This window comes from Paenibacillus sp. J31P13, assembly GCF_056269295.1.
The window spans coordinates 419294-443903 of record NZ_JBWDNR010000001.1; the positions used below are offsets into that span (position 1 = coordinate 419294).

Sequence of the window (24610 nt, forward strand, 5' to 3'; positions counted from 1 at the left end):
ATTATGCACCTGCCTCTCTTAAGGGAATCAGAAGGATAATGGTCGTTCCTTCTTCAAGCGCGCTTTCAATGGTTACGAGATCTTCCATTTCATAAAATAGCCGCAGTCTTTTAAACACATTTTTGGTGCCTAATCCTGTTGATTTATTATTATCCGATCGAGCTTCCATTTTAAGCATGGCAAGTCGGTTCTCTTCTGTCATACCTTTTCCATTATCCGATAGCGAGATGCGCACGCTCTCACGAGCGCGAGCAATGGATAAGGAGATGATTGCGCCTGACTCCATATGCTCAATGCCGTGAAGGAAAGCATTTTCTACAAGTGGTTGTAAAGTAAGGGAAGGGATCGGCTGTTGTAGAACGGATTCATCAATGTCTAATTCTAATCGAATTCGATCACGGAAGCGGGCTTGTTGAATTAGAAAATATTCCTTCACATGAGCGACTTCATCACGCAATGATACTGGCTGATCGAGATTCCGCAAATTGTATCGTAATAAATTGGACATCGAAATGATTAAATCACTTGTTTTCTCAGAGCCTTCCAGAAGGGCGAGCTTTGAGATTGCGTTTAGCGTATTAAATAGAAAGTGGGGATTGATTTGACTTTGCAGCGCTTGAAGCTCAAGCTCCTTAACCAGTCGATCCTTCTCTAAACTAGCTTTATCCTTCTGAATCAATACGACTAGATCACGCGACATTTGCTCTAAAGCGCCTGATAATAACCCAAGCTCATCATTGGAATGCAAGGGACGAGGCTCAACCTCTAATTGCCCCTTTGAAATTTGTTTAGCACGATTGACGAGCCTTCCTACAGGTCCAGTAATACTGCGTGAGATCCATACTGCGAGCAAAATGCTCATCAGTGTATTAATGATGAACACACTGATGCCAAGTTTGTTCATTCGTTTATTTTCCACTTGAATTTGCTTATAAATCGGCTGGTAGAAGCTTAGCTCAAGATCCACAAGCTGCTGTCCCTCCTCACGTATAAAGCCAGCCGTCTTCTCCGCTTCCTCGTAATAAGCGAGTAAGGCGCGTGAGGCATCTTCCCTCTTAGTTGAGGAGGCAAGGCTTTCTTGCTTCATATACGTATCCAGCATATTCACATAACTAAGTAAGGATTGAGATTGGCGTGAGGAGCTGGATTCTTTTTGCAGCCAATCACGTTGTTCTTTTATTTTTACTCTTGTTTGTGCAAGCAGAATTAGATTTTGTTCATCAGGATTCAGCAAGTAGCTGTTAAGCTGTTTTAAATTTTCCTCGACAGATTGTGTAGCTTGCTGGTACAACAAGATACGATCCATCATAAGATTATAGCTTTGCTGTACAAGCTTACCGCTTGAAAATAGAAAAAGAGTGACGCAATTAACGAGCAGCACGAGCAAAGGGATGAAGATGAGTAGTTTCGTACGAATGGTCATGGATTAGAAGCTCCAGTCTTGATATCCTCTAGATTGCTGCGATCGAGGATAGAGGTTGCCGTATAAATCTGATTAGGAGGCAGCTGGCCTTGAAAATATTGATCCAATACGCTAATCGCTTCATATCCCATTTCAAGAGGCTGCTGAATAATCGTGGAATGAATGTCTCCTGCTCGTATTCCCTCAATTGTTTCTGCTAAATCGTCAAATGCAAAAATTTGAAGGTCCTTATTGCCCGTTCTTACCTTGGTTTGCAGCATCCCAATTCCGTCTAAAGCACTTAAGCCTACCATAAATTCGATTTTTGGAAATTGAATTAACATTTCCTCAGTTTCCCTAGCAGCCTGAAGCCTTGAAATATTAGAAGGACGAACATCGACGATCTTTAAGGCTGGATACTCAGCAATGATCTCACGGAAGCCTTTTAGTCTGAGCTGTTGGTTTGGTGAAAGCTCATTTCCAAATAGCACGGCTATATCTACTTGATTTCCGTTGCCGGCAGTCTTTACTACAAGCTCGCCCATCTTCTTGCCAGCCTCCAAATTATCACTTCCTACATAATAGAGGCGATTGCTGCCAGGCTCGTCTGAATCGATGGTAATGACGGCGATGCCTAAATCAATGGCTTTTTTAATTAATGACTTATAGGCAGGATCATTGATGCCTTGCAGTAGGACAGCATCGACCTTCGCAGCTATCGCCTTCTCCAATAATTTCATTTGTTCATTGCTATTGATTCGGAATGGGCCGACATAGTCAAGCTCCATATGTAGCGAAGCAGCAGCCTTTCGCGCCCCCTCCTCAATAGATCTCCAATAAGGATTATCTAATTCCTGCGCGATCATAACGATATGGCGTGAACGGCTCCCGTGCTCATCGCGGGACAGAAGAGGCTGCACCAACTCTCGGATACGAAGAGTAGAGAGCAGGAAGCTTACGAGCAAACAAATAAATATAATAAAGAGAATAGTTATTCCAATATTCCATTTTCGACTGGTCATTCTGAGGCTCCTTATTAAAATCTTATGAACGCTTATTATACAAGAACGGTCAAGCAATCAAAAGGATAGAGGAAATGCCGGCTTGGCTGCTAACTCGAATTATATACAGATAATTGTAAAACTGTTATAATTCATGAAAATCAGGATAAGGGAAGGAGATCTAATAGTGGAACAGCAATCAAGAAATTCTATCAGCCAGCTTAGTTTGTCTCAAAAAATATGGAAATATAAGCTTCATTACATCTTAGTTATTCCTGCTTTAATATTGATCATTACTTTTAAAATAGTCCCCTTGTTGTATGGATTTATTTTATCCTATGAGGATTACACGCCATTCCGAGGTATAATCGATAGCCAATGGGTTGGTTTCAATAACTTTAATCAACTATTTGATAACGCTGATTTCCGAAACGTATTTTCAAACACAATCGTTATCAAAATAGGATATATTCTGTTAAGCGGAATAACGGCATTGATTATGGCACTTGTTTTATCTAGTATCCGATCTAATTGGCTTAGACAAACTTTTTCGACTATTTTTCTTATTCCTTTTTTTATTCCTGCCATTGTCTTTGCAAGTGTCGCTATGCTGGCGGTATCGCCAACCAAATCCCCATTGTATCAAGGGGGAATATTCTTACTTACAGAACCTCATTGGTTCAGTCCATTTCTTATTTTCATAGAAGTTTTGAAAACCTGCGGCATTCCGATTCTGATTGCTCTCGCGGCAATTGCATCTAAGCATCATTCATTATCACAGCGTACAAATGATTATCCTCATCAAAGAAGCAATTACGTAGGCATGAATCTAATTCCAGCACTTAGAGCTGTATTCGCTTTCATGCTGCTCCAAATGTCTACAATACTAAGTACTGATTTTGAACTGATACACAGCTTGCTAAATCCGCTTGTTCGTGAGAGCGGGGATATGATTGAAACATTTATCTATCAGGTTGGACTTGTAAATGGGAATTATAGCGTTGCCGCTGCAGTTAGAGTCATTCAATTTGGCATTCAGCTTGTCTTTACAGCAGCAGCATATTTAATGGTTAGAAGCTTGTTTTTTAAAGATCTGTTCCATTCATTAAAAGCGGCGGATTCGAAGCTTATGATGGGCAGTAAAGGAATTGGGATTATTGGGATCATAATAGCAGCAATATTTTCCCTTATGAGTTTATTGCCGATTTACTTGCTATTTGTACATCCTTTTACGTTGGGAAGCAGCGGGGAAACCTCTTTAATTGACGGATCAATCATATGGCAGCTTATCGTAACTTTCATTATTAGTTGCACAGCGGTTATCATTCATTTATTAATGACGATTACATTAGCTTACCCTTTGACGGTAAAGGCTCTGCCTGGCCGTCGGTTGTATAAGTTCTTTCTGTTGTTTGCTCTCTCTATTGGAGTGGGTGGAATCGGAGAATTTATGTTTTTCCGAAATTTAGAAATGGTTAACACCATCTTTCCTCCATTCATTTTGGGCTTCTTTAATATCGTGAGCGTGTTAGTTCTAAAGAGTATCTTCAACAGCAAGTACAGTGATCTAAAAGAAGAAGCGGAGCGGGAAGGAAAAGGAGAGCTGCATACTTTTTTTAACCTCTTTATTCCTAAAGTTTGGAAGCCGGTGGTTGCGCTTGGCGTACTTCAGTTCGTGTCCGTGTGGAACAGTTATTATCAATCATTGGTTTATATCAGCAATGCTGAACATTCAACCGCTCTTATGCGTTTTATGCAAATATCCTATTCGCAGGAAGCAGGAACTTCATCGCATTTACTGTTAGGAGCACTTCTGACCCTGCCTCCCGTCATTCTGTTTTTACTAGTCCGCAAGTGGTTGACTTCCGAAGTATTTATAAGTCAGATCAGAAAACTTTAGTACAAAGACGAAGGGGCTGCGCCATGGCGAGCCCCTTCGTTTTTAATTGCTTCCATAACAATGTTTAAGCTAGCAGACTAGAGCCTTATTTCCTTAATAGCTGGAACATGCCAGGTGCTCTGGTAAGATAGCTACATCTTGTACATAATATTACATGGCGCTATCGCCAATAATTCGACCTATGCCAATGATTGCTACCGAAAATGATCCTATAAAATAATCGAAGAAGATGTAGGGAGGCAAATAGAGATGAACGTTCCTGTTGGCGTTTGGATTTTCACTGGTATTATCGTTATTTTGCTGACTTGGGTGACCCTGTGGATTACGAAAAAGGCTTACTCCAAAAAATGGGATGACTCTGACCACTAGCCACTAGGTTGCTTGCGAGTATTTCGTTACTTTTTTCGTTTGTGGTAACGAGAAAATAGGAGGAGATGCATGCTACTACAACCGCAGGAAGAGCAGATGAATAGAAATCTGCTCTTTTTAATTATGTCTTCATCGGTAATGGAAATTCGTGTATAATGTGGTTATTGTTTTTTAAGGGGTGGTTATTGTTAATTCGTATTTAGATCCTTCGCTCATTCATAAGAAAGAGAATCGTTATTTTGTACTTGCGCTTATTTTTAGTATTCTCGTCTACCTATGCTTGTTCTTTTCTATTATTTTTATGTTTTTAATTCCGATTCTTATTCTTTTGCCGCTCTTCGCTCAAGCGATAATGATGGCAAGCATTCGCTCTAATGGCGTAAGAATAACACCAAGACAATTCCCAGAGGTGTTCGCAACCTTTCAAGAGCAATGTGCTCGAATGGGCTTTACAACTGTTCCGGATATTTATGTCATGGAATCTAGCGGAATTTTGAATGCTTTTGCCTCTCGTTTTTTTGGACGAAACATGGTTGTTCTTTATTCGGATTTATTCGACTTAATCCAATCAGGGGGCAGCAAGGAGCTAACTTTCGTTATTACCCATGAGCTTGCGCATATTAAACGAAATCACATCGTTAAGCAGCTTGTTATTCTACCTGCCTTATGGTTTCCGTTCATCGGGGAAGCCTACTCGCGAGCATGTGAATACACTTGTGATCGAATGGCGGCTTATTTTACGAATGATGCGGAAGCGGCAATGGATGGACTTACGATACTTGCAATTGGTAAGAAGCTTTATAAGCAGGTAGACCGCGAAGAATATTTGATGCAAAGCAGTCATGAGAAGGGTATGTTCATTTGGCTCGCAGAGAAGCTGTCTACACACCCGCCTCTGCCGAAGAGAATTCATGCTATACAACAATATGCTGGCATTCCAACTAACATTGTATTTAAATCTTCCAATATAGGTCTCGTCCTTGTCATTGCCGTTACGATCGTGTTTGCAGGTGCGATAACCGTCGGCATTGCCTTCTCTTCGTCGATAATGAAGGTCGTTAATACGATGTCAGCAACGGATGATGAATTGCTAACAGCGGCCTCTGAGAGCGATTTGAAGCGTGTGCAATCATTGCTTGCTGATATTGATCCGAATGTAACCGATGAGGAAGGATGGACATCGCTCATGTGGGCAGCACAGCTGAATAATACAGAGATTGCTGCTGCTTTGCTCGATGCAGGTGCTGATCCTAACCTAGTGGAGCTTACCTACGAAGAAACAGCATTAACTGTTGCACTATATAATGATAGCATCGATGTGGTTAAACTTTTGCTAGAGAAGAATGCTGATCCCAATTTACAAGACAGCTCAGGGTGGACACCGCTTATGACAGCAGCTAGCCGTGGAGATGCAGAAGGTGTTCAAGTGCTGGTAGAAGGCGGGGCGGATCCTGCATTATTAGATAACTCGGATTATACAGCTGCGGATTACGCATACGAGAGCGGTTATGAAGAGGTTGCAAATTTGCTCGATGAGCTGGGAACAAAAACACACATAAAAAAAAGAAGCTTGATTACTCAAGCTTCTTTTTTTTATGTATGTTTTCGTTACGAATGTGCTTGATGGTCGGGACGACACGATTTGAACATGCGACCCCCTGGTCCCAAACCAGGTGCTCTACCAAGCTGAGCTACGTCCCGAGAAAAAGATGGTGCCGTCGAGAGGACTTGAACCCCCAACCTACTGATTACAAGTCAGTTGCTCTACCAGTTGAGCTACAACGGCGCGTGTTTCGTATAAGCACAAGATGTATTATTGCATAGATTCTAGACTAATTGCAAGTGTTTTTTCGAAAAAAGTTTTAGAATTTTAAAAATTAGTTTGGAAGTGAGTATCCATATATAAAATGGAGATGAACTTCATATCTTTCAGGGATATAAAATTAAATATTAATGGGATGGCTTTCGCTTGCTCTTAATCTATTAAAGCTAGCAGTTATAACGCAAAACATAAAAACAGCGGAACTGGAGGTTAACTCCTGTTCCGCTGTTTTTTTAATTTTTACAAAGATTAAGCGGTTTCGCCTTCGACGAGCGCTTCATTCTGTTGAATAAGCATTTCGACCTTGCGTATCCGGTTTTTACTTGTTTCACGGATAATAAACTTATATTGCTCGTGAAAATGCTCTTTACCTGGCTTCGCATCTGGGACCTGACTATACAGCCAGCCGCCGACAGTATCGACATCCTCTTCATCGAAGTTCATACCGGTCAGGTCGCTCAGTTCGCTGAGTGATACTTTACCGTCAAGCAGGTAACAATTTTCTGCGAGTTGTTCAATTTCTTTCCGTTCGTCAGCATCGAATTCATCTCGAATTTCACCAACGATTTCTTCCAAGATATCTTCAATTGTAATGATACCGGACGTTCCGCCGTATTCATCGACCAAGATTGCGATATGAACGCGTTCAACTTGCATGCGTTTTAGAAGCATTTTAATCGGCGTAACCTCAGAAATACTTAGTACCGGATGGACAAGCTTTTTGAAATCCAAATCGCGATCCGCATCGTACTCCAAGAAAAGCTGCTTCGTATTAATCATACCGACAATGTTGTCCTTGCTCTCATGAGCGACAGGGAAACGTGTATATTGTTCTTTACGTATAATTTCCATGTTTTCAGCTAATGATTTATTCGTAAATAAACAAATCATATCGGTGCGAGGTACCATGATTTCTTTTGCTAGTAATTCATCGAATGCGAAGATCCGACTTACATAGCCGTACTCTGTATTGTTTATCTTACCGCTCTGGTAGCTCTCATTAAGAATAATTTGAATCTCTTCTTCTGAATGGGCTTCTTCGTGCTCTGTAGCAGGCTTAAGTCCGAAGATTCGAACAAGTCCGTTTGCAGAACCATTTAACAACCAAATGAACGGGTACAGCACCTTATAGAAAAGAATAATCGGTTTTGCAGTATGAAAGCTAATAAACTCGGCTTTTTGAATAGCCCATGTCTTCGGCGCCAATTCGCCGACAACAACATGCAAAAATGTTACGGAAAGAAAGGCAATGATGAAAGATAAAACATGACTAATATTTTCGTTTAACGCAAAATGGTTAAACAAGGGTAAAAGTAGTTCTTCAACTGTCGGTTCTCCCAGCCAACCAAGCCCCAATGCAGTAATTGTTATACCTAATTGGCAGGCTGACAAGTAGGCATCCAGATTACTCGTAACCCGTTGAACGGCGAGTGCGTTCTTCCGGCCCTCAAGCACTAACTGATCAATCCGACTGGAGCGAAGTCTAATGATGGCGAACTCCGTTGCGACGAAAAAAGCAGTTAATAAAATAAGAAGAGCAATCATGAATAGACTGAATCCTATACCCATTTTCGTTTCTCACTACCCTTTTTTTATTATATTTTTGTATTCTTATGATCTACTATAACGAATCTGATCAGCTTATGACAACCGCCATTTGCAACGTTAACAGCCTTTTACGACCATTTAGAGCCATTTAAGGGGAGGGAAAAGCTCATTCTCATTGATTTACGAGCCTTTACATCCGTCTTTCGCAGGCATATGATGAGTTCATATGAACTTGTAATGAAAGAATGGAAGAAAGTAAGCTAAAATGCGGAGGAGGGAAAAGTATGGAATCCTTTACGCTTACTCGAAATGACATGGCGCGCTTGCTGCTAGCTCTTGATGGAAAGTACGAGCAGAAGCCGCTTCAGGTATTGCAAACGGTATGGACGAAGAGACATCAGTATGATTTGGCGAAGGGAACGGTTTTGCCTGCTTTTCTAGCTACATTACTGCCGCCTATAATGGAGAAACTCATCAAGGGGATTAAGCTTAAAGGCTTTTCACTTCATGAGATTGCAGCGCTGGGTCAGTTGATAGAGCATTCCAACCTATCGATTACCTCTATGCAAAATTGGGTAAAGCGTGATTTTAAACCTTATTTTGATATTGATAGAGCTGGCAAGAAGTATTCGCTTGAACAAGCCGCATTGTTGTTCATTATTGATGATTTAAAATCTAATCTTGATTTTGAATCCATTCGAAAGCTATTTGAAATTGTTTTTAAAAAACCTCATGTGGAGTCGTCAGACGATCTCGTCGGACCTATTGAATTATATGCGATCTATTCTCGTATGTTTGAAGAGCTTGATGCGAATAATGATCAGCTGCTTGATATAGCGGGGCATCTGAAAGAAAGTTTACAGCATGATTCTTTGACGGAGCATGTCATTCGCTCTTCAGCAAATGAATTTGCAAATAAACTGCCGAATTTGTCGGAAAATCAGAGGGAAGCAGTGCGAAATATTTTGCTTGTGGCTGTTATTTCCATACAAACGTCCTATTTTCATTCCCTATCCAGACGTTATTGCAATGCGACTTTATTTCTAAATCCGGAATAATTTAGTTCATAAGTATGTACAAGCAGTGTAAAACAACCTATACTGGTTAAGTTGTCAAAAACATACATGAACTGAAAAAGGCAAACTTATCGAAAGGTAAGGACGCAAAGTTATGGGCCTAAGGTGAATGATCTATGGCTGCCAAACCGCCGGAAGGATATGAAAGCTATTTAAGCTGTCCGCCTCCAATGGTGGATAGCTTTTTTCTTTTTCAGGATACAGAAAGAGGAGAGAAACAGAGTGGTAAAGGCGACATTGCAAAAATGGTTGAAGAAGTTAAAGAGCGTGCAACTCAAAAAGATAACAACAAGACTATTACTGATTACAGCTATCATTACTTTCTTCAACGTAGGCTCAGGCGTATTTATTTACTTTCAAAATGTATCGGTCACAAAGTCTGTGTCATCTTCAAATGAGTTAACCGAAACCGAGCGGAGCTATCAGGCAATTACAAGCAGGCTATTGAAAACGATGCTTCTCATGGTTGATGCCATAGAAAATGGCAATGATAATGGGGATACAATCATGAAAGATCTGCAGGCACTCCCTGGGAACATCAATGATTTAGAGAAAAAATTAATAAAGATGGATGAAAAATTCCCTGCAAAAGAAAACGTTCTTCCATATAAGAACCAAGTGGATGTCCTTCGATTTGCTTTACAGAAGCTAGAGGCAACGGATTTAAACGTAAAAAATCTGACATCCGTAGAAAAATCATTGCGAATCAGTAATCTAATTACGGTTTATACGGTTGTGCTCAGCTATTCAAATGACTTTATGATTGATCGGTTTGAGACGGATGCGAAAACAAATTCAGATAAACTAAACAAAGATATGTCCAATTCAAATCTGATCATTCTTATCAACGTCATTTTACTGGCGATTCTACCAGCTCTTATGATTTACGGTATATCCCGCAGTATTAAGACAGGGCTTGTCGGTATTTCCAAAAGAATTGACGCTTACGGCAGCAATGACTTTACAAGCCAAGAGAAGCTTGTCCGTTCAGATGAATTCGGTCAAATTGATGAGGCTCTCTCCGATATGGGTCATCGTCTGCGCGATACCATTAAATCTACGTTAGAGGTAAGCAAAACGGTCCTCCATGTCTCTCAAAATATGGGCACGATGATTGTTAATAACCGTCAAGCCTCTGAAGATGTGAAGGGTCAGGTTGATCTAGGCAGACAGGCATTGCTCTCGCAATATGACGATGCTTCATCTATTTCTGCAGTAACGGAGCAAATCTCTGCCAGCTCGCAAGAAATTGCAGCGTCCAGCGAATACATTAATAACGATATGGTTCAAATGAGACATTCTTCTCAAAATGGTTCACAGCAAATGGCCGGCGTTGTCCTTATGGTAAATGAAACAGTTGAGCAGTTCGCTAAGCTTACGGAAGCATTCCAAACGATGAATAATCGTTATGCCAATGTATCGAAGTTTTTGAACGGTATTCAAAATTTGAATACACAGACTAATCTGCTGTCTCTCAACGCATCTATTGAATCCGCAAGAGCGGGTGAGCACGGAAGAGGCTTTGCAGTAGTAGCCGAGGAAATTCGCAAGCTATCCATGCAAACGGACAGTATTTCCAAACAAATCACCAAGGAATTGACGCTCATTCAATCGGATGTAGCAGCGAGCAGCCAAACAATTGGAAGCTTTGCTAATGTAATCAATTCCACGAGACAAGCATCCGAAACAGCTAGTGAAACCTTCCAAACGCTGGAATCACAAAGCAGTGTGCTGTCCGATCAGGTCAAAGAAATTTCAGCTGCTATTAGTGAAATCACTTCAGGAATGACACATATCGTGTCGGCAGTTGATAAATTGCTTCATACTTCCACAGATGTAAATGGAAAAATGGAGCATATGAGCGAGCTATCAGTGAAACAAAATGATATTTCAGACAGCTTGCGTACACTTGCTGAGCAGCTAACCGACTCTTCAAATGATTTGAAGGATCGCGCTTCTGTATTTAAACTATAGAAATATTTAGGAAACGTCTGGCGATTATGCTGGACGTTTTTTTGTTAGACAAAGGGGAAGGGAGATAATTGGATATCCTTTAGCACTAAAGAATGTCATGAAAAAGTCACAGCACCGTTAAAAAAGTCACGAACTGAGCAGTATAATGTTAGTTTGAGACTGTACGATAGACAGATATAGATGATGATGGAGGTAATGGGGAATGACCACTGTACAATTTCCAAAAGATTTTAAATGGGGAACAGCAACGGCGGCTTATCAAATTGAAGGCGCTTTTGATGAGGACGGAAGACAAGCAAGCATATGGGATACATTTGCTAAAACGCCAGGCAAGGTACTAAATGGCGACACAGGCGACGTTGCTTGTGACAGCTATCATCGCATTGATGAAGATGTGAAGCTTCTTAAGGAGCTTGGCGTATCCGTATATCGTTTCTCCATCGCATGGCCGCGTGTCATCCCGCAGGGCAGTGGGGACATCAATGAGCAAGGTCTTGCTTATTATGAAGAGCTTATCGACAAGCTGATTGCTAATGACATCGAGCCGTTTGTTACGCTATACCACTGGGATCTTCCGCAGACGCTTCAAGATGAGGGCGGCTGGGAAAATCGTGCTACGATCGACGCTTTCGTTCAATACGCGGAAGCTGTATTCCATAAATTCAATGGCAAAGTAAAAAGATGGATTACTCTGAATGAGCCTTGGTGTATCTCTATTTTATCCAACTACATAGGCGCGCATGCTCCAGGCAAGCAGGATTTGCAAGCAGCGCTTGATGTTGCCCATCACATCCTTGTTGCACACGGCAAGACTGTGAAGAGATTCCGCGAGCTTGGCATCCAAGGTGAAATTGGCTATGCGCCGAATACAGAATGGAGAACGCCATACAGCACATCGCCTGAGGACGTAATGGCAGCGCAGCTGCGCAACGGTTCTTTCAATGAATGGTTCCTCTCCCCTGTTTTGAAGGGGGAATACCCTGAGCTTCTCGTTAATTGGTATGCTAACAAAGGCTTTAACGTGAAAGTAGAAGCTGGGGACATGGAAATCATTTCTCAGCCGATTGATTTTCTTGGCATCAATTACTACACAGGCAGCCTGATTCGCCACGCAGAAGGCAATGATCTGTATGACAGCGAAGAGATCAGCTCCAGCTTCTCTAAAACAGACTTCGATTGGAATATTTATGCGGATGGTTTCTACAATGTGCTCACATGGATCACGCAAACCTACGGTCAAATTCCGATTTACATTACGGAAAATGGCGCTTGCTATGAGGCAGACGTTGTAGACGGCAAAGTAAATGATGCTGCACGGATCAGCTTTTTACGGGACCATATTATGGCTTTGCATCGCGCAATCCAATCAGGCGTGCCAGTTAAGGGCTATATGGTTTGGTCTTTAATGGATAATTTTGAATGGGCATTCGGTTACTCGAAGCCATTCGGACTCGTTCACATTAACTTTGAGACGTTGGAAAGAACGCCGAAAGAAAGCTATTACTGGTACAAACAGCTTGTGGAGAGCAATGATTTAGAAGTGTAAGAGCGAGCAGCAGATGCTTTAGAAAACAGACATCATCCTATTTTATAGGACGGTGTTTGTTTTCTTTTATGTAAAATAAAGAAGGTAAAGCTCAAAAATCGGGGAATGAACGAGGGATTGACTAAAAGCAAACAGAAGTGGTTCAATTGAACCAACGACAACAGAGAGGCAGTGGCACATTTATGTTTCAACAATTTATGAAGGCTTCTCGGATAAAGGTTCTTCCGGTTATGCTTATTCCGATTGCGCTTGGCAGCTTGGGAGCTTTTGTTTGGGATGACGTATTCCATCCGCTGCTGTTTATTATTACACTGATAGGAGCAGGAGCTGCTCATTTATTTTCGAATATGATCAATGATTTATGGGACTATTATAACGGTACAGATGTCGCAGCACATACGACAGAAGGGGCTATTTCCACCAACTCTGGCTACTTGACCAAGGGCACTTGGAGCATTCGAATGTTTGCTGCTGTAACATGGGGACTGCTTGGCATTGCCGGAATATGTGGAATCATTCTCACGGTATACAGCGGCTGGGAAGCACTAGTATTTGCTATCTTAGGCGCATTGATTGCATATTTCTATGTTGCACCGCCAATCCAGTTTGGCTATAGAGGAAAAGGCTACAGTGAGGTTGCGATTTTGCTCTCCTTTGGCGTATTGCCAGTCGTAGGCGCATATTTTGTCCAAACCGCACATTTAGATTATCGTGCTTTTTTGCTATCGCTGCCGATTGGATTACTGACTACTCTTATTCTTTTCAATCATCACTTCCTGCATTGGCAGGCTGATCTTCAAGCAGGCAAACGTACTTTAGTTGTGGTTTGGGGAGAACGCAGGGCGCTGCTCTTCTCAAAAACGCTGCTCGCGCTTGCTTACTTCACGCTTGTGATAGGTGTGATTGCAGATGCATTGCCGATATACGCTCTTCTTGCGCTGCCGACAGCTATTCCTGTCTACCGAGTATATGGACGGTTATCTTCTCATAATGAATCGATTGCCTATTTGCCGCTCATGGGCGGATCGCTTAAAGCGACTATGCGCTGCGGCTTAATACTTATCGTTGCACTTATCATTCAAGGCTTGATCTAATACAATCTAATGCATTCAACATAGAAAGAGGTTGCAAAATGGGAAAACAATGGACTATAGGTGATTTTCATACGATTTTAAATGAAGGCGAAGTTTGGAAAATAGGCGGTTTTCCATTGCCTGACGGCTCCTTCTGGGAATACCGCGAGCCGAATGCAGTCGTTATTGTACGCAATGGAATGCTTTATGTTCGAGCTCCGCTTAGCCGCTCGAATGATCACATTCAAATTTTGGATAATGCCAAACATATGTATTATTCGGCTGAGCCTGTACAGGTGCCGGAGACGGGTGAAATTAGCTTTGAGCTGCAAATTCGGGCTCGTTCGCAAAATACAGCGCCAAATGATTTGTATGATGGTTACGTATCATTGAATTTATTAGATTTCACGACTGGCGGAGCGCTTGATTTCTTCGCAGGAAATGATAAATATGCAAGTGTCTATGCCGTTCTGCCTTTTCCAGGCGTAGATGTTCCTGAAACGGATAAAACTCGTTATTTCTGCGTATTCAAAGAGGATACCGATTTTGAAGCAAAAGCATTTAATACGTATAAAATTACGTATAATCGCGACGAAAATGAAGTTGTATTTTATGTAAATGGACGCGAGATTCGCAGAGAGCGGAATGTACCCGTTAAATTTAATCAATTTACCGTTGCTCTAGGCATCATGACAGAGAAGGATTTAAGTCCAGAAGGCAGTACGTCTTTGCATGGTCAGGTCGTTATCGGAGAATGGTCACCGGTTAAGATTGAAATAAAAGAGTAAGAGCAGTAAAGAGAAATGTTGTGAAGGAGCTTGCTTTCCTATGTTGTTCGTTCTTATTGCATTGTGGGCCATAGCGGCTATTATATGGCTTGCGGATCGACGAACGCCCATCAATCGTTGGCTGGGAGCCGTTGCATTTAGCGGGGGAGCAGGAGCTCTAGCCGCTGTGCTTGATATGCAGTGGCTGCCAGCCGCAGCTGATGCGGGCATGAACCAAGTAGCTCAGCAGCTGCTTTACCGCTTACAGGCGGCAGCCTCCGTTTTATCCTATTACGGTCTGCCATATTCTTTCCTTTTGTTTGCGCTGGCCTACCGTCCTGTTCCCATGAAAGCTCAATTGCAGCGAATGATGCCTTATTTATTATTTATACCGATTCTTGGCTGTCTCATCTTTACGCCTTATTATAATGAAGTGTATCCCATTACATTTAAAATTGTCGTTTGGTGGGCTGTGCCTTATATTCTATACGGTACCCTTCAGGTATTGCTTAAGCGACAGATGCATGCCGCCTTTTCTCGCACGCACTGGATCGTTTGCTCCGCGGTATTGCCGCCGGTCATCTTTTGCATGGTTATGAATTATGTACTTCCAAGCTTAGGCATGCTGCGAATGTGGGTTTATAATACATGGATTGTCGGTCTGGGTGTTTTCGTTTTTTTTGGCGGATTGTTTACCTATGGTTTTATGGGCGTTCGAGTCATGGTAGATCGGCGGCGATTTGATTCTACCTTGAAGGCGGTTACATCCGGAACAGCGATTCTCAACCACGCGGTAAAGAATGACGCAGGAAAAATTCGATTATTTTCTGAAAAAATGAAAGCTTATGCTATTGAGACTGATCAGCAAGAGCTGCTAGCGGATGTAGAAACGGTTCTTCATGCATCAAGCCATTTGCAGGGAATGATTCAACGGGTTCATCGTCGTACGGAGGATTTAGTTTTACGAATAGAAGCTGCCGATCCAGCGATCCTAATTGAGCAAGCGTTAAAAACCTATTTGCCGGTCTTAAAGGATGTAGAACTCCAAACTCATTTATCCAAAGGTTGGATTTGCTATTTAGATACTGCACAGGTAAGTGAGGCACTTGGTAATATTGTGGCCAACGCGTTAGAGGCGATGAACGGCAAAGGGAAGTTGATCGTGGAATTAACAGAAACGAAGCGAGAGCTTATAATTGAAGTCCGTGATACAGGTCCAGGTATGGATAAAAGGCAAGCGAAAAAGGTGCTGGAGCCTTTTTATACAACCAAAACGGGCAGTGACACTAATTTCGGCCTCGGTTTGCCATATGTATATCATGTGATGCGCAAGCACCGGGGAGTTCTTCAGTTGCGCAGTAAGCAAGGGGAGGGAACGTCCGTATTTATGACCTTTCCGAAGCGAAGCGTGAAGGCGGAGAAGATAAGTGTTTCTATTCCGAAAGGGAGTGAATTGCATGGATAACATTCGGGTATGGATTATCGAGGATGATCCGGACTGGCTGCGAGGCCTTGTCGCGTATTTGAGTAAGCAAAAGGATATAGAAGTAGTATGGTCGTCTAACTCTCCGGAGACGGTCAGGGAAACCTTGCAAATGGAGGAGAGTGTTTCACAGCCTCCGGACGTCATTCTGATGGATATTATGCTTCATGGTAAACCTGAAGGCATCTTGCTTGCAGAAGAAACTGCCATTGCTACTGGAGCGAGAGTTATTATGCTCACATCGATGGAGGAGAAGGAGCTCATCTTCCGATCCTTCCAAGCAGGAGCAATTGATTATCAAATAAAATCAGAATTTGAGAGCTTGCCTGAGGCCATCAGATCTGCTGCAAGAAGTCAGTCCCCGATTAATGCTGCTGTCGCGGATCGGATGCGTGAGGAATTTCGCAGGCTGAAGCAGATGGAACGGGAGTTTGAAGCGAAGAAGCTGAGCGATCTCATTACACCTTCCGAGCTGCAGTTGCTTGATTTGATTGATCAAGGCTACACGCAACCGCAAATAGCGGATAAACTGGTCGTCTCCATTCGAACAGTCAAAAACCATGTAAACCATATTCTCAAAAAGCTGAATTTACCTGGATCTCGCGATGCGGCGAGCAAAGCGAAGGAAATGGGCTTGTTGAATAAGCGTAAGGAAAACGACAAGGATAGTACCATTTGAAAATGGTACTATTTTTTTATGCGCAATCCTTCCAAAATAAGAAACATTAAGGAAGGATTCACTGGATGCTATAGGTATGAGAAAGATGGGGAGGTGCCTTAAGTTGGGATTTGAAATGTTTTCTATAGCTCATATTGTCGGCTTGATTACAGCGGCGGTCGTGTTTGCAGGCATTATCCTATTTCGAAAGCAGCTTCGGCGAAAAGAGTGGAACGGAGTCGCTCGCTTCAGCTTAGCGATTATTCTTTTGTGCTGTGAAGGGTCCCTTCAATTATCATACGTATTGGAGCATAGCTGGAATGAAGGTTCCATGCCCTTTCAATTATGCAGTCTCATGGTATTGCTTGGGGCTGTCCTGCTTATGACCGGCTATAAGAAACTGTATAGTGTCCTCTTTTTTTTAGGAAGCATGGGAGCTTTGCAAGCGCTATTAACCCCGAATCTTGATCAAACCTTTCCCCAGTTCCGTTATTTTAATTTTTTTATCGCACATATCTGCATTATTGGAGCTGCATTATTCATAACTGCCGTGGAAGGCTATCGTCCAACCTTTCGGGATTTGATTCAAGCTTGGCTGTGGCTTCATATCCTGGCAATACCTGCTGCCATAACGAATTTGGTTACAGGCACGACAAACTTTATGTTTCTTGCCGGTAAGCCCAGTACAGCTTCCTTGCTTGATATGCTTGCCCCATGGCCATGGTATTTATTGCAGTTGGAAGTTGTCGTGATTTTAATTTTTTTACTGTTATTTTATTTTACAAAGCTGGTTGATTTCTTGCTTTGTTTGAGACCGTCTGGGCGATCAAAGGGTTGAATTTACTGGACTTATTAAGAGGTCGACGGGGGATACTGACTTCGTTCGGGTTGACAAACACCCTTGAATATAATAGAGTTACTTACGTAAAGTAATAAGGTTTACCGTAATTAGTTACAAACGTTTTATTTCTATTTCGTAAACAATTCCCACACAACACACACACATGAGAGGCAGGAGAAATAATGACTTCACAAGCTTTTATGGATGCTGTAAAAACAAGACGTTCGATTTATGCAATTAGCAAGGAATCGGTCATTTCCGATGATAAAATTGTTGAATTGGTGCAAGATGCTGTTAAGCATACGCCATCATCATTTAATTCACAAAGCGCACGACTCGTTGTTTTGCTAGGCAAAGACCATGATAAATTCTGGGATATTACAACAAATACATTGCGTGCGCTTGTTCCGGCTGAAAACTTTGAGCCTACACAACAAAAAATGACTGCTTTCAAAAACGGCTATGGCACAGTGCTCTTTTTTGAAGATAAAAATGTGGTTGACGGCCTAATGGCTAACTTCCCTGCTTATGCACAAAATTTCCCGATTTGGTCACAGCATTCATCAGGTATGCACCAATTCGTCGTATGGACAGCGCTTGAACAAGAAGGCTTCGGCGCTTCGCTTCAGCACTATAATCCACTAGTTGACGAAGAAGTTAAATCAACTTGGTCATTGCCAGACTCATGGCAGTTGATCGCTCAAATGCCGTTCGGCAAACCAACTGCTCCAGCGGGCGAAAAGCAATTCCAACCTATTGATGAGCGTGTAAAAGTATTCAAGTAATTCACATTCGCATGAATGAGTTTAAAATAGCTTTATTCTTAAACGGAATGTCCTCTCTGATGGGGGCATTCCATTTTTTTTGTTATAATAAAAGTCAATAGATTTTGGTAAGCAATAGGGAGGGCAATGCGTGATACGAACGGTTTTTTTTGACTTGGACGATACATTGTATGATCAGCTGAGGCCGTTTGAATTGGCGTTTGAACGAGCCGGATTGAATAAGCGATTACCAGTTGATTTGCAGCTTGAGGATCTATATAAAAGAATTAGACGCCATAGCGATCGATTATGGGCGCAGCATGCTGGAGGCGAATTAACGCTTGAGGAGCTGCGTATTGCGAGGACAACAGCTGCATTTACGGATATTGGTGCAAAGATTTCAGCTGAGGAAGCGCTGTTTCTGCAACTCTGTTACGAGCAGGAGCAGTCACGTATAACGCTTCGCCAAGGCGTAATACAGCTTTTTGATAAATTAGCGCAGCTAGATGTTACGTTCGGAATAATAACAAATGGACCCGTGCAGCATCAAATAAACAAAATAGAGTCATTAGGTCTTCTGAGCAGGGTGGATGCGAGACTCATACATATATCTGATGGAATTGGCATTGCTAAGCCCGATCCAGAAGTGTTTCACTATGTTCAGCGCCAAGTGAATCAGCTGCCGGAACAACTTCTGTATATTGGCGATGCATGGCATAATGACATCATTCCTTCTTATCAGGCAGGGTGGACGCCAATGTGGCTGAACGCAAGAAAGCAGCAGCCGCGAGCGGAGGGATATCATATCCGGTACTTGGAGTGTCATTCGGTCGAAGAGGTATCAGAACAGCTTGAGAAGCTTTGTTCATCAGACCCTGCAATCTGCTAGAAGATTACTCTAAAAAATAGGTGCAACAAAACCGATATAAAAAATATATAGTTAAATAACTCCGGAACTAATCCCATTATTGTTCATACGACCTTTTACATTATCGAATCATACGGACGCACACACAGCCATAACGCAAGGAGGAAATTATGAGTATCGATCCGAGAATCATTAAGACATTGCTGCAGCTGCAGCTTGCACCAAAGCTTGATCTGCAATCCACCAACCCATTGAATGCAACAGCAGGTGACGGCTCTAAGTCGCTGTTTGATACGTTGCTTTCTGATTATATGTCAGAGGAATCCTTGAGCGGTGAAACTTCACCAATTATGCCTGCGGAAGCTCTAGCTCAGTTAAGCGCATTAAGCGGTTTGACGAATATTTCTTTGGGAGGTACAAGCTCTTCAGCTGGTGCTTCCAGTGAATATGCTTCATTAATAGAGCAGGCATCTGCGAAATATGGTGTTGATGCTTCCTTGATCGGAGCCGTTATCCAAACCGAATCCGGATTCCAAGCGAATGTCGAATCAGGTGCAGGAGCAAAAGGATTGATGCAATTAATGGATGGAACAGCTAGAGGGCTGGGCGTAACAAATTCCTTTGATCCTGCGCAAAATATTGAAGGAGGCACCAAGTATTTATCCTTGCTGCTTCAGAAATACAACGGCAATGAGCAGGTTGCTCTTGCAGCCTATAACGCTGGTCCGGGACGTGTTGACCGCGCGGGTATTAAGACAAATGAACAGCTGATCGAAAAATTAGAATCGCTGCCTGAGGAAACACAACGCTATGTTGCTAAAGTTCTTCAAGCAAAGTAATATTTAGATAACATGAAGATCACGATAAGTCATTCTGCTTCATTAGCAGAGACGGTCGTTGATCTTTTTCTTTTTACGGAAAGGGGATTTTGTTTGTATGCTTTATTTTGATCATTGCGCATCTACGCGGCCGTACGATGAGGTTGTTCAAACGATGATGGAGGTTATGAAGACGCAATATGCGAATCCTTCATCTATTCATCGCTTTGGTGCGGATACAGATAAATTGATTGAACGATCACGCGGACTCATAGGCGATCAGCTGCATACGAAAAGAGGCGATTGGATTTTCACTTCTGGTGGAACAGAATCTAATAACCTTGCACTGAAAGGCGCCGCTAAGCAATATAGGAGCAGAGGGAAGCATCTCATTACGACTGGAATCGAGCATGCCTCTGTATATGAAACATTTGCCCAGCTGGAACAAGAAGGCTTTGAGGTTACTTATTTGCCAGTCAGCAGCTCTGGTCATGTATCAGCAGCACAAGTTAAGGAAGCGATGACAGATGAGACCATACTGGTAAGTGTCATGCATGTGAATAATGAGCTTGGATCGGTTCAACCGATTGAGGAAATCGGCAAGCTGCTGAAGGAGTACCCTCGCGTTATTTTTCATGTGGATGCTGTTCAGAGCATCGGCAAGCTTCCGATAGAAATCGAAGAATGGGGTATTGATTTGCTGAGCGGCTCTGCGCATAAGCTGCGGGGTCCTAAAGGGGTTGGCTTCTTATATGTCCGCAATGGCATAACTCTCTACCCGCTGCTTACAGGGGGATCACAAGAGGCTGGTCATCGTGCCGGTACGCAAAATGTCCCTGGCATCGTGGCGTCTGCTAAAGCGCTGCGAATGTCCATGGAGACGCAAGCGAACCGAGCTCAGAGAATGTCCGCGCTGAGGGCGCAGCTGAATGGGATTCTTGATGAGATACCTGAGCTGCAACGCAATGGCGGTGAACCGTCTGCCCCGCATATTATTCATTTCTCCTATCCCGGTATGAAGCCGGAGGTAATCATTCATATGCTGGAGGAGCATGGTATAATGGCATCAACGAAATCAGCATGCTCATCAAAGGACGATAAACCAAGCCGGGTCTTACTCGCCCTTGGAGTAAGCTTGGAGCAAGCGACAAGCGGTATACGAATCAGCTTAGGTGATGAGCATGAAGAGAAAGATATCGTAGCATTAGCCGCAGCGCTTCGCCTAATCGTTGGAAAATTAAAGCCGCTTGAGAGGAGATTGACTTAATCTTGCTTTACGATCAAATTGTACTTCGGTACGGAGACATCATGGTAAAGGGACGCAACCGCAATAAATTCGAGAAGCGCATGCTGGAGCAAATCAAGCAAGCGACGAGTGAATATGAGAATGTCACCTATTTTAAATCATTTGGCCGTTTATATGTAAAGCTAAATGGACATCCCTATGAGCCGATCATTGATCGGTTAAAGGATTTATTCGGTATTATTTCATTAAGTCCCGTCATTAGTACAGAGCTGGATCTAGAGAAAATTAGAGCCGCAGCACTAACGCTTATGGAATCACTTCCTGAGGAGCCAGCAACATTTAAAGTCAGCGCAAAGCGCGCATGGAAGAAATTCCCTCACAACTCTCAAGAAATGAACCATTTGGTGGGCGGTCATGTACTGCGGGCTATGCCTAACCTTAAGGTTAATGTCAATAAGCCGGCTGTTGAGCTTCGTGTTGATATACAAGAGGAAGCAACCTATGTGTTTTGCGAGGTTATTCCGGGGGCTGGCGGCTTTCCTTATGGCTCGAATGGGAAAGCTATGCTACTGCTCTCAGGCGGTATAGATAGTCCCGTAGCGGGCTGGATGGGACTTCGCAAAGGGCTTGAGCTGGAGGCTGTACACTTTCACAGCTACCCATTCACCAGCGATAAGGCTAAGGAGAAGGTTATTGAGCTTGCCAAGCGTCTTTCCTACTTTAGCGGTGAGCCGATTAAGCTGCATCTTGTCCCTTTTACAGAAATTCAGACGACCCTTGCTGGAGCAAAAAGCGATAATCTTATTATTACGCTGATGCGCAGAGCGATGCTTCGCATAACGGAGAAGCTTGCTCTCCAAAATGGAGGAAACGGTATCGTTACTGGTGAGAGCCTCGGACAGGTGGCGAGCCAAACGCTGCCAAGCATGAATGTCATTGGGCGGGCAACTGATCTTCCGCTGCTAAAGCCTCTTATTATGATGGATAAACAAGAGATTATTAATATTGCTGAACGAATCGGCACATTTGAAACATCCATATTACCCTATGAGGACTGCTGTACTTTGTTTTTGCCGAAATCGCCGAGCACAAATCCAAATCTCAGAATTATTGAGAAGGTGGAGTCGCTTATTCCCAATTATGACGCATTGCTAGAAGAAGCGATTGCAGGGACGGAGCAAATGCTTCTAACAGCGAATAGCAATTCTGCCGTGCAGGAAGCAGGGGAAGACAGCTGGTTTTAAAAAATAAAAAGCAAAGAATCCGTTAGTGGGATTCTTTGCTTTTTTGTTTTGCTTTTTTATTGCGATTATTTGTGAATACACCTGCAGCAATCGTAAGAAGAACTAGAATAACAATAAATGACCAGTAAAGGAGAGGATGGTCATCGAAATACGGATCAAATGATTTTTCATGGGTGATCATTTTAGCGGCTGTGTAAGCGAGTACCGCAGAGCCGAGGTATACGATCCATTCAAATCGATTAATGAGCTTGATGAACAAGGTGCTGCCCCATACAACGACGGGTACGCTTATGAGCAGACCGAGTATGACAAGCAGCGTATCGCCATGCGCAGCTCCTGCTACCGCGATGACGTTATCAATGCCCATCGCCGCATCGGCAATAATGATGGTGCGTACAGATTGCCACAGTGTATTACCGGATTTTATATCATCATGAGGATCTTCCTGAACAAGTAATTTATAAGCGATCCAGAGCAATAATAAACCGCCTACAAGATTGAGCCAAGGCACATTCAACAGCTGAACGACAAGCAATGTTGCGATGATTCGAATGCCTACTGCTCCGACAGTTCCCCAAATGACTGCTTGCTTTTGTTGCTCTTTAGGCAGATTGCGAGCTGCCAATCCGATAACAATGGCATTGTCTCCGGCTAAAATCAGATCGATAAAAACGATCGTCAACAGGGCTGAGAAAAATTCGACCGAGAATAGTTCCATTTTTCTGTTCCTTCCTTTCCAATCACGCGCTGTTTCTGCTCTTCCATAATTATGACCCGTCCCCAAAATTGATTCGATTTTTTTTGGGACACATAATCCACACAGCTTGTTCATACAGCTGTTGTAGAGGGGGAATGCTTTGTGGACAGCCTTTTTATATTTGTGCAAATTGTTTTAATTAATGTATTGCTCAGCGGAGATAATGCCATTGTGATTGCCATGGCAAGCGCACAGCTCCCGCCTGAGCAGCGCAAACGCGCGGTATGGTGGGGGGCTCTCGCAGCAGTAGGACTGCGCTGCATGCTAACTCTGGTGGCCATACAATTGCTTCAGGTGCCTTATTTGCAAGCAATCGGCGCACTGCTGTTGTTTTATATCGCTGTCAAGCTGCTAGTGGATGCAGGAGGACAGCAAGATTCGCATACAATCAAAAAAGCATCAACAATCGGAGGCGCAATCTGGACGATTGTTGTAGCAGATTTTGTAATGAGTCTCGACAACGTGCTCGCGATCGCAGCCGTTGCAGACGGTGATCCGATACTCATTTTACTGGGAATTGCGCTAAGTATCCCCATGATTATTTGGGGAAGCCAAATGCTGGGCAAGCTGCTGCAGAGATTTCCAGCCGTTTCCTATATTGGTGCAGCTTTACTCGCTTATGCGGCAGGTGGCATGCTCGTTCACGATCCGGGACTCGATATTTTGATCATTCATGGGTCAAAAACACTCTCCGAGGCCATTCCGCTGCTATGTGTACCGCTTGTCATCATCCTAGCCATTTTGAGAAAAAAGCCTATTTAATGCGGTTTTCGACAGTTTCCGTTCTCGAAAAAAAGGGCATAATGGTTTTTTTTTGCTCAGAGACGCGCTACGTACTGGTATTTTTCCTTCAGTTCCATTAAACTAATATAGATAAAAACTGTCGTCTTTCGCCAACACTTGCGTTGGACGTTGTAAGGAGCGGAAAAGCGAATGCCTAATAACAAATATTCCGCTGGAATTATATTGCTGTTAGCTGGTGTCGTTATTTTAATGGGCAAGTTAGGTGTGTTCAGCTTTTTGGGGGCGATTTTTTGGCCATTGCTGGTCTTGATTCCCGGTGTATTGCTGCATGTGCTGTACTTCGGTCGATTAGTACCAGCGGTAGTTCTTGTCCCAGGTGGAATGCTCGTCGTTTATGCCCTGCTATTTATCATTTGCAACCTTTTTGGTTGGGATAGCATGAAATATTTGTGGCCGCTGTTTATCTTTGGAGTCGCGGCAGGCCTTTACGAATATTATTTGTTCGGTTCATCCAGACAGCGTGTTTTGCTCACGGCATCGATGGCGCTTGCTGCCGCTTCGGCCGTGTTCATCGTATTAGTGCTTTTGTGGAGCTGGGGAATTTATGCGATTGCTGTAGCGTTTATTGCAGCGGGTGTTTGGATGATGCTAAGCAAGCGCAAGCGTTGGTAAGAGACTTAAGCAAGTGATTTAAGGCAAGTGATTTAAA

The 24610-nt window shown here is 42.9% G+C and carries 22 protein-coding genes, 2 tRNA genes and 1 riboswitch; of the genes, 18 read left to right on the forward strand and 6 right to left on the reverse strand.

Annotated elements, in window-relative coordinates; translation table 11 throughout:
- Nucleotide 1 precedes the first annotated feature (1 nt).
- Both AC0YOD_RS01625 and AC0YOD_RS01630 read right to left on the reverse strand, forming a co-directional pair.
- Nucleotides 2-1423: a sensor histidine kinase gene (locus AC0YOD_RS01625; RefSeq protein ID WP_475797504.1), complete on the reverse strand. Its 1422-nt coding sequence runs from the start codon at nucleotides 1421-1423 to the stop codon at nucleotides 2-4.
- On the reverse strand, nucleotides 1420-2424 hold the full coding sequence (locus AC0YOD_RS01630) for a substrate-binding domain-containing protein (RefSeq protein WP_475797505.1): 1005 nt from the start codon (nucleotides 2422-2424) through the stop codon (nucleotides 1420-1422). The genes AC0YOD_RS01625 and AC0YOD_RS01630 overlap by 4 nt, the downstream gene beginning before the upstream one ends.
- 166 nt (nucleotides 2425-2590) lie before the next feature.
- Here AC0YOD_RS01630 and AC0YOD_RS01635 point away from each other — a divergent pair, with 166 nt between their 5' ends.
- The gene (locus tag AC0YOD_RS01635) at nucleotides 2591-4303 is read left to right on the forward strand and encodes a hypothetical protein (protein WP_475797506.1); all 1713 of its coding nucleotides are present in this window, start codon (nucleotides 2591-2593) and stop codon (nucleotides 4301-4303) included.
- Nucleotides 4304-4850: 547 nt separating this feature from the next.
- A complete protein-coding gene (locus tag AC0YOD_RS01640) occupies nucleotides 4851-6296 on the forward strand; it encodes a M48 family metallopeptidase (protein WP_475797507.1) in 1446 nt (481 codons plus the stop codon).
- On the opposite strand, the gene AC0YOD_RS01645 is transcribed toward AC0YOD_RS01640, so the two are convergent.
- From AC0YOD_RS01645 to AC0YOD_RS01655, 3 genes are all read right to left on the reverse strand, one after another.
- Nucleotides 6297-6373, reverse strand: a tRNA-Pro gene (locus tag AC0YOD_RS01645).
- A 9-nt stretch (nucleotides 6374-6382) separates the two neighbouring features.
- Nucleotides 6383-6458, reverse strand: a tRNA-Thr gene (locus tag AC0YOD_RS01650).
- Nucleotides 6459-6743: 285 nt separating this feature from the next.
- Nucleotides 6744-8063 (reverse strand): hemolysin family protein, encoded by a 1320-nt coding sequence (locus tag AC0YOD_RS01655; protein ID WP_475797508.1) that lies wholly within the window; start codon nucleotides 8061-8063, stop codon nucleotides 6744-6746.
- A 263-nt stretch (nucleotides 8064-8326) separates the two neighbouring features.
- Here AC0YOD_RS01655 and AC0YOD_RS01660 point away from each other — a divergent pair, with 263 nt between their 5' ends.
- From AC0YOD_RS01660 to thiI, 14 genes are all read left to right on the forward strand, one after another.
- Nucleotides 8327-9100 carry a DUF1836 domain-containing protein gene (locus tag AC0YOD_RS01660; protein ID WP_475797509.1) on the forward strand — a complete coding sequence of 258 codons (774 nt, stop codon included), beginning with the start codon at nucleotides 8327-8329 and terminating at the stop codon, nucleotides 9098-9100.
- 69 nt (nucleotides 9101-9169) lie between these two features.
- Nucleotides 9170-9254, forward strand: a riboswitch (cyclic di-GMP riboswitch).
- Complete coding sequence (locus tag AC0YOD_RS01665; protein WP_475797510.1) at nucleotides 9235-9516, forward strand: hypothetical protein; 282 nt, start codon at nucleotides 9235-9237, stop codon at nucleotides 9514-9516. (Overlaps the previous riboswitch by 20 nt.)
- A 55-nt stretch (nucleotides 9517-9571) precedes the next feature.
- Nucleotides 9572-11092, forward strand: a complete 1521-nt coding sequence (locus tag AC0YOD_RS01670) for a methyl-accepting chemotaxis protein (protein ID WP_475798338.1) — start codon at nucleotides 9572-9574, stop codon at nucleotides 11090-11092.
- A gap of 202 nt (nucleotides 11093-11294) precedes the next feature.
- Entirely contained in the window at nucleotides 11295-12638 is a 1344-nt protein-coding gene (locus AC0YOD_RS01675; RefSeq protein WP_475797511.1) for a GH1 family beta-glucosidase, read from the forward strand.
- Nucleotides 12639-12820: 182 nt separating this feature from the next.
- Nucleotides 12821-13732 carry a UbiA family prenyltransferase gene (locus AC0YOD_RS01680; RefSeq protein WP_475797512.1) on the forward strand — a complete coding sequence of 304 codons (912 nt, stop codon included), beginning with the start codon at nucleotides 12821-12823 and terminating at the stop codon, nucleotides 13730-13732.
- Between the two features lie 38 nt (nucleotides 13733-13770).
- Nucleotides 13771-14499: a DUF6081 family protein gene (locus AC0YOD_RS01685; RefSeq protein ID WP_475797513.1), complete on the forward strand. Its 729-nt coding sequence runs from the start codon at nucleotides 13771-13773 to the stop codon at nucleotides 14497-14499.
- Between the two features lie 40 nt (nucleotides 14500-14539).
- On the forward strand, nucleotides 14540-15943 hold the full coding sequence (locus AC0YOD_RS01690; protein WP_475797514.1) for an ATP-binding protein: 1404 nt from the start codon (nucleotides 14540-14542) through the stop codon (nucleotides 15941-15943).
- A complete protein-coding gene (locus AC0YOD_RS01695; protein WP_475797515.1) occupies nucleotides 15936-16640 on the forward strand; it encodes a response regulator in 705 nt (234 codons plus the stop codon). The genes AC0YOD_RS01690 and AC0YOD_RS01695 overlap by 8 nt, the downstream gene beginning before the upstream one ends.
- A gap of 103 nt (nucleotides 16641-16743) precedes the next feature.
- Complete coding sequence (locus tag AC0YOD_RS01700; protein WP_475797516.1) at nucleotides 16744-17457, forward strand: YwaF family protein; 714 nt, start codon at nucleotides 16744-16746, stop codon at nucleotides 17455-17457.
- A gap of 185 nt (nucleotides 17458-17642) precedes the next feature.
- Nucleotides 17643-18245, forward strand: coding sequence for a nitroreductase family protein (locus AC0YOD_RS01705; protein ID WP_475797517.1), 603 nt, complete (start codon nucleotides 17643-17645; stop codon nucleotides 18243-18245).
- Between the two features lie 130 nt (nucleotides 18246-18375).
- A complete protein-coding gene (locus AC0YOD_RS01710) occupies nucleotides 18376-19113 on the forward strand; it encodes an HAD family hydrolase (RefSeq protein WP_475797518.1) in 738 nt (245 codons plus the stop codon).
- A gap of 149 nt (nucleotides 19114-19262) precedes the next feature.
- Nucleotides 19263-19931, forward strand: coding sequence for a lytic transglycosylase domain-containing protein (locus tag AC0YOD_RS01715; protein ID WP_475797519.1), 669 nt, complete (start codon nucleotides 19263-19265; stop codon nucleotides 19929-19931).
- 97 nt (nucleotides 19932-20028) lie between these two features.
- Nucleotides 20029-21177, forward strand: coding sequence for a cysteine desulfurase family protein (locus tag AC0YOD_RS01720; protein ID WP_475797520.1), 1149 nt, complete (start codon nucleotides 20029-20031; stop codon nucleotides 21175-21177).
- A gap of 2 nt (nucleotides 21178-21179) precedes the next feature.
- Nucleotides 21180-22400, forward strand: a complete 1221-nt coding sequence (gene thiI / locus AC0YOD_RS01725) for a tRNA uracil 4-sulfurtransferase ThiI (protein ID WP_475797521.1) — start codon at nucleotides 21180-21182, stop codon at nucleotides 22398-22400.
- Between the two features lie 22 nt (nucleotides 22401-22422).
- Here thiI and AC0YOD_RS01730 read toward each other — a convergent pair whose 3' ends face one another.
- Complete coding sequence (locus AC0YOD_RS01730) at nucleotides 22423-23118, reverse strand: TerC family protein (protein WP_475797522.1); 696 nt, start codon at nucleotides 23116-23118, stop codon at nucleotides 22423-22425.
- Nucleotides 23119-23259: 141 nt separating this feature from the next.
- Here AC0YOD_RS01730 and AC0YOD_RS01735 point away from each other — a divergent pair, with 141 nt between their 5' ends.
- Together AC0YOD_RS01735 and AC0YOD_RS01740 are read left to right on the forward strand one after the other, a co-directional pair.
- On the forward strand, nucleotides 23260-23919 hold the full coding sequence (locus AC0YOD_RS01735) for a TerC family protein (protein WP_475797523.1): 660 nt from the start codon (nucleotides 23260-23262) through the stop codon (nucleotides 23917-23919).
- Nucleotides 23920-24090: 171 nt separating this feature from the next.
- On the forward strand, nucleotides 24091-24573 hold the full coding sequence (locus tag AC0YOD_RS01740) for a hypothetical protein (protein WP_475797524.1): 483 nt from the start codon (nucleotides 24091-24093) through the stop codon (nucleotides 24571-24573).
- Nucleotides 24574-24610 lie beyond the last annotated feature (37 nt).

Coding starts and splice junctions, on each gene's coding strand:
- AC0YOD_RS01715 (WP_475797519.1), top strand. CDS start 19,263: ATGAGTATCGATCCGAGAATCATTAAGACATTGCTGCAGCTGCAGCTT.
- AC0YOD_RS01670 (WP_475798338.1), top strand. CDS start 9,572: ATGCTTCTCATGGTTGATGCCATAGAAAATGGCAATGATAATGGGGAT.
- AC0YOD_RS01665 (WP_475797510.1), top strand. CDS start 9,235: ATGGCTGCCAAACCGCCGGAAGGATATGAAAGCTATTTAAGCTGTCCG.
- AC0YOD_RS01625 (WP_475797504.1), bottom strand. CDS start 1,423: ATGACCATTCGTACGAAACTACTCATCTTCATCCCTTTGCTCGTGCTG.
- AC0YOD_RS01690 (WP_475797514.1), top strand. CDS start 14,540: ATGTTGTTCGTTCTTATTGCATTGTGGGCCATAGCGGCTATTATATGG.
- AC0YOD_RS01680 (WP_475797512.1), top strand. CDS start 12,821: ATGTTTCAACAATTTATGAAGGCTTCTCGGATAAAGGTTCTTCCGGTT.
- AC0YOD_RS01655 (WP_475797508.1), bottom strand. CDS start 8,063: ATGGGTATAGGATTCAGTCTATTCATGATTGCTCTTCTTATTTTATTA.
- AC0YOD_RS01740 (WP_475797524.1), top strand. CDS start 24,091: ATGCCTAATAACAAATATTCCGCTGGAATTATATTGCTGTTAGCTGGT.
- AC0YOD_RS01685 (WP_475797513.1), top strand. CDS start 13,771: ATGGGAAAACAATGGACTATAGGTGATTTTCATACGATTTTAAATGAA.
- AC0YOD_RS01720 (WP_475797520.1), top strand. CDS start 20,029: ATGCTTTATTTTGATCATTGCGCATCTACGCGGCCGTACGATGAGGTT.
- AC0YOD_RS01730 (WP_475797522.1), bottom strand. CDS start 23,118: ATGGAACTATTCTCGGTCGAATTTTTCTCAGCCCTGTTGACGATCGTT.
- AC0YOD_RS01705 (WP_475797517.1), top strand. CDS start 17,643: ATGACTTCACAAGCTTTTATGGATGCTGTAAAAACAAGACGTTCGATT.
- AC0YOD_RS01695 (WP_475797515.1), top strand. CDS start 15,936: ATGGATAACATTCGGGTATGGATTATCGAGGATGATCCGGACTGGCTG.
- AC0YOD_RS01630 (WP_475797505.1), bottom strand. CDS start 2,424: ATGACCAGTCGAAAATGGAATATTGGAATAACTATTCTCTTTATTATA.
- AC0YOD_RS01660 (WP_475797509.1), top strand. CDS start 8,327: ATGGAATCCTTTACGCTTACTCGAAATGACATGGCGCGCTTGCTGCTA.
- AC0YOD_RS01675 (WP_475797511.1), top strand. CDS start 11,295: ATGACCACTGTACAATTTCCAAAAGATTTTAAATGGGGAACAGCAACG.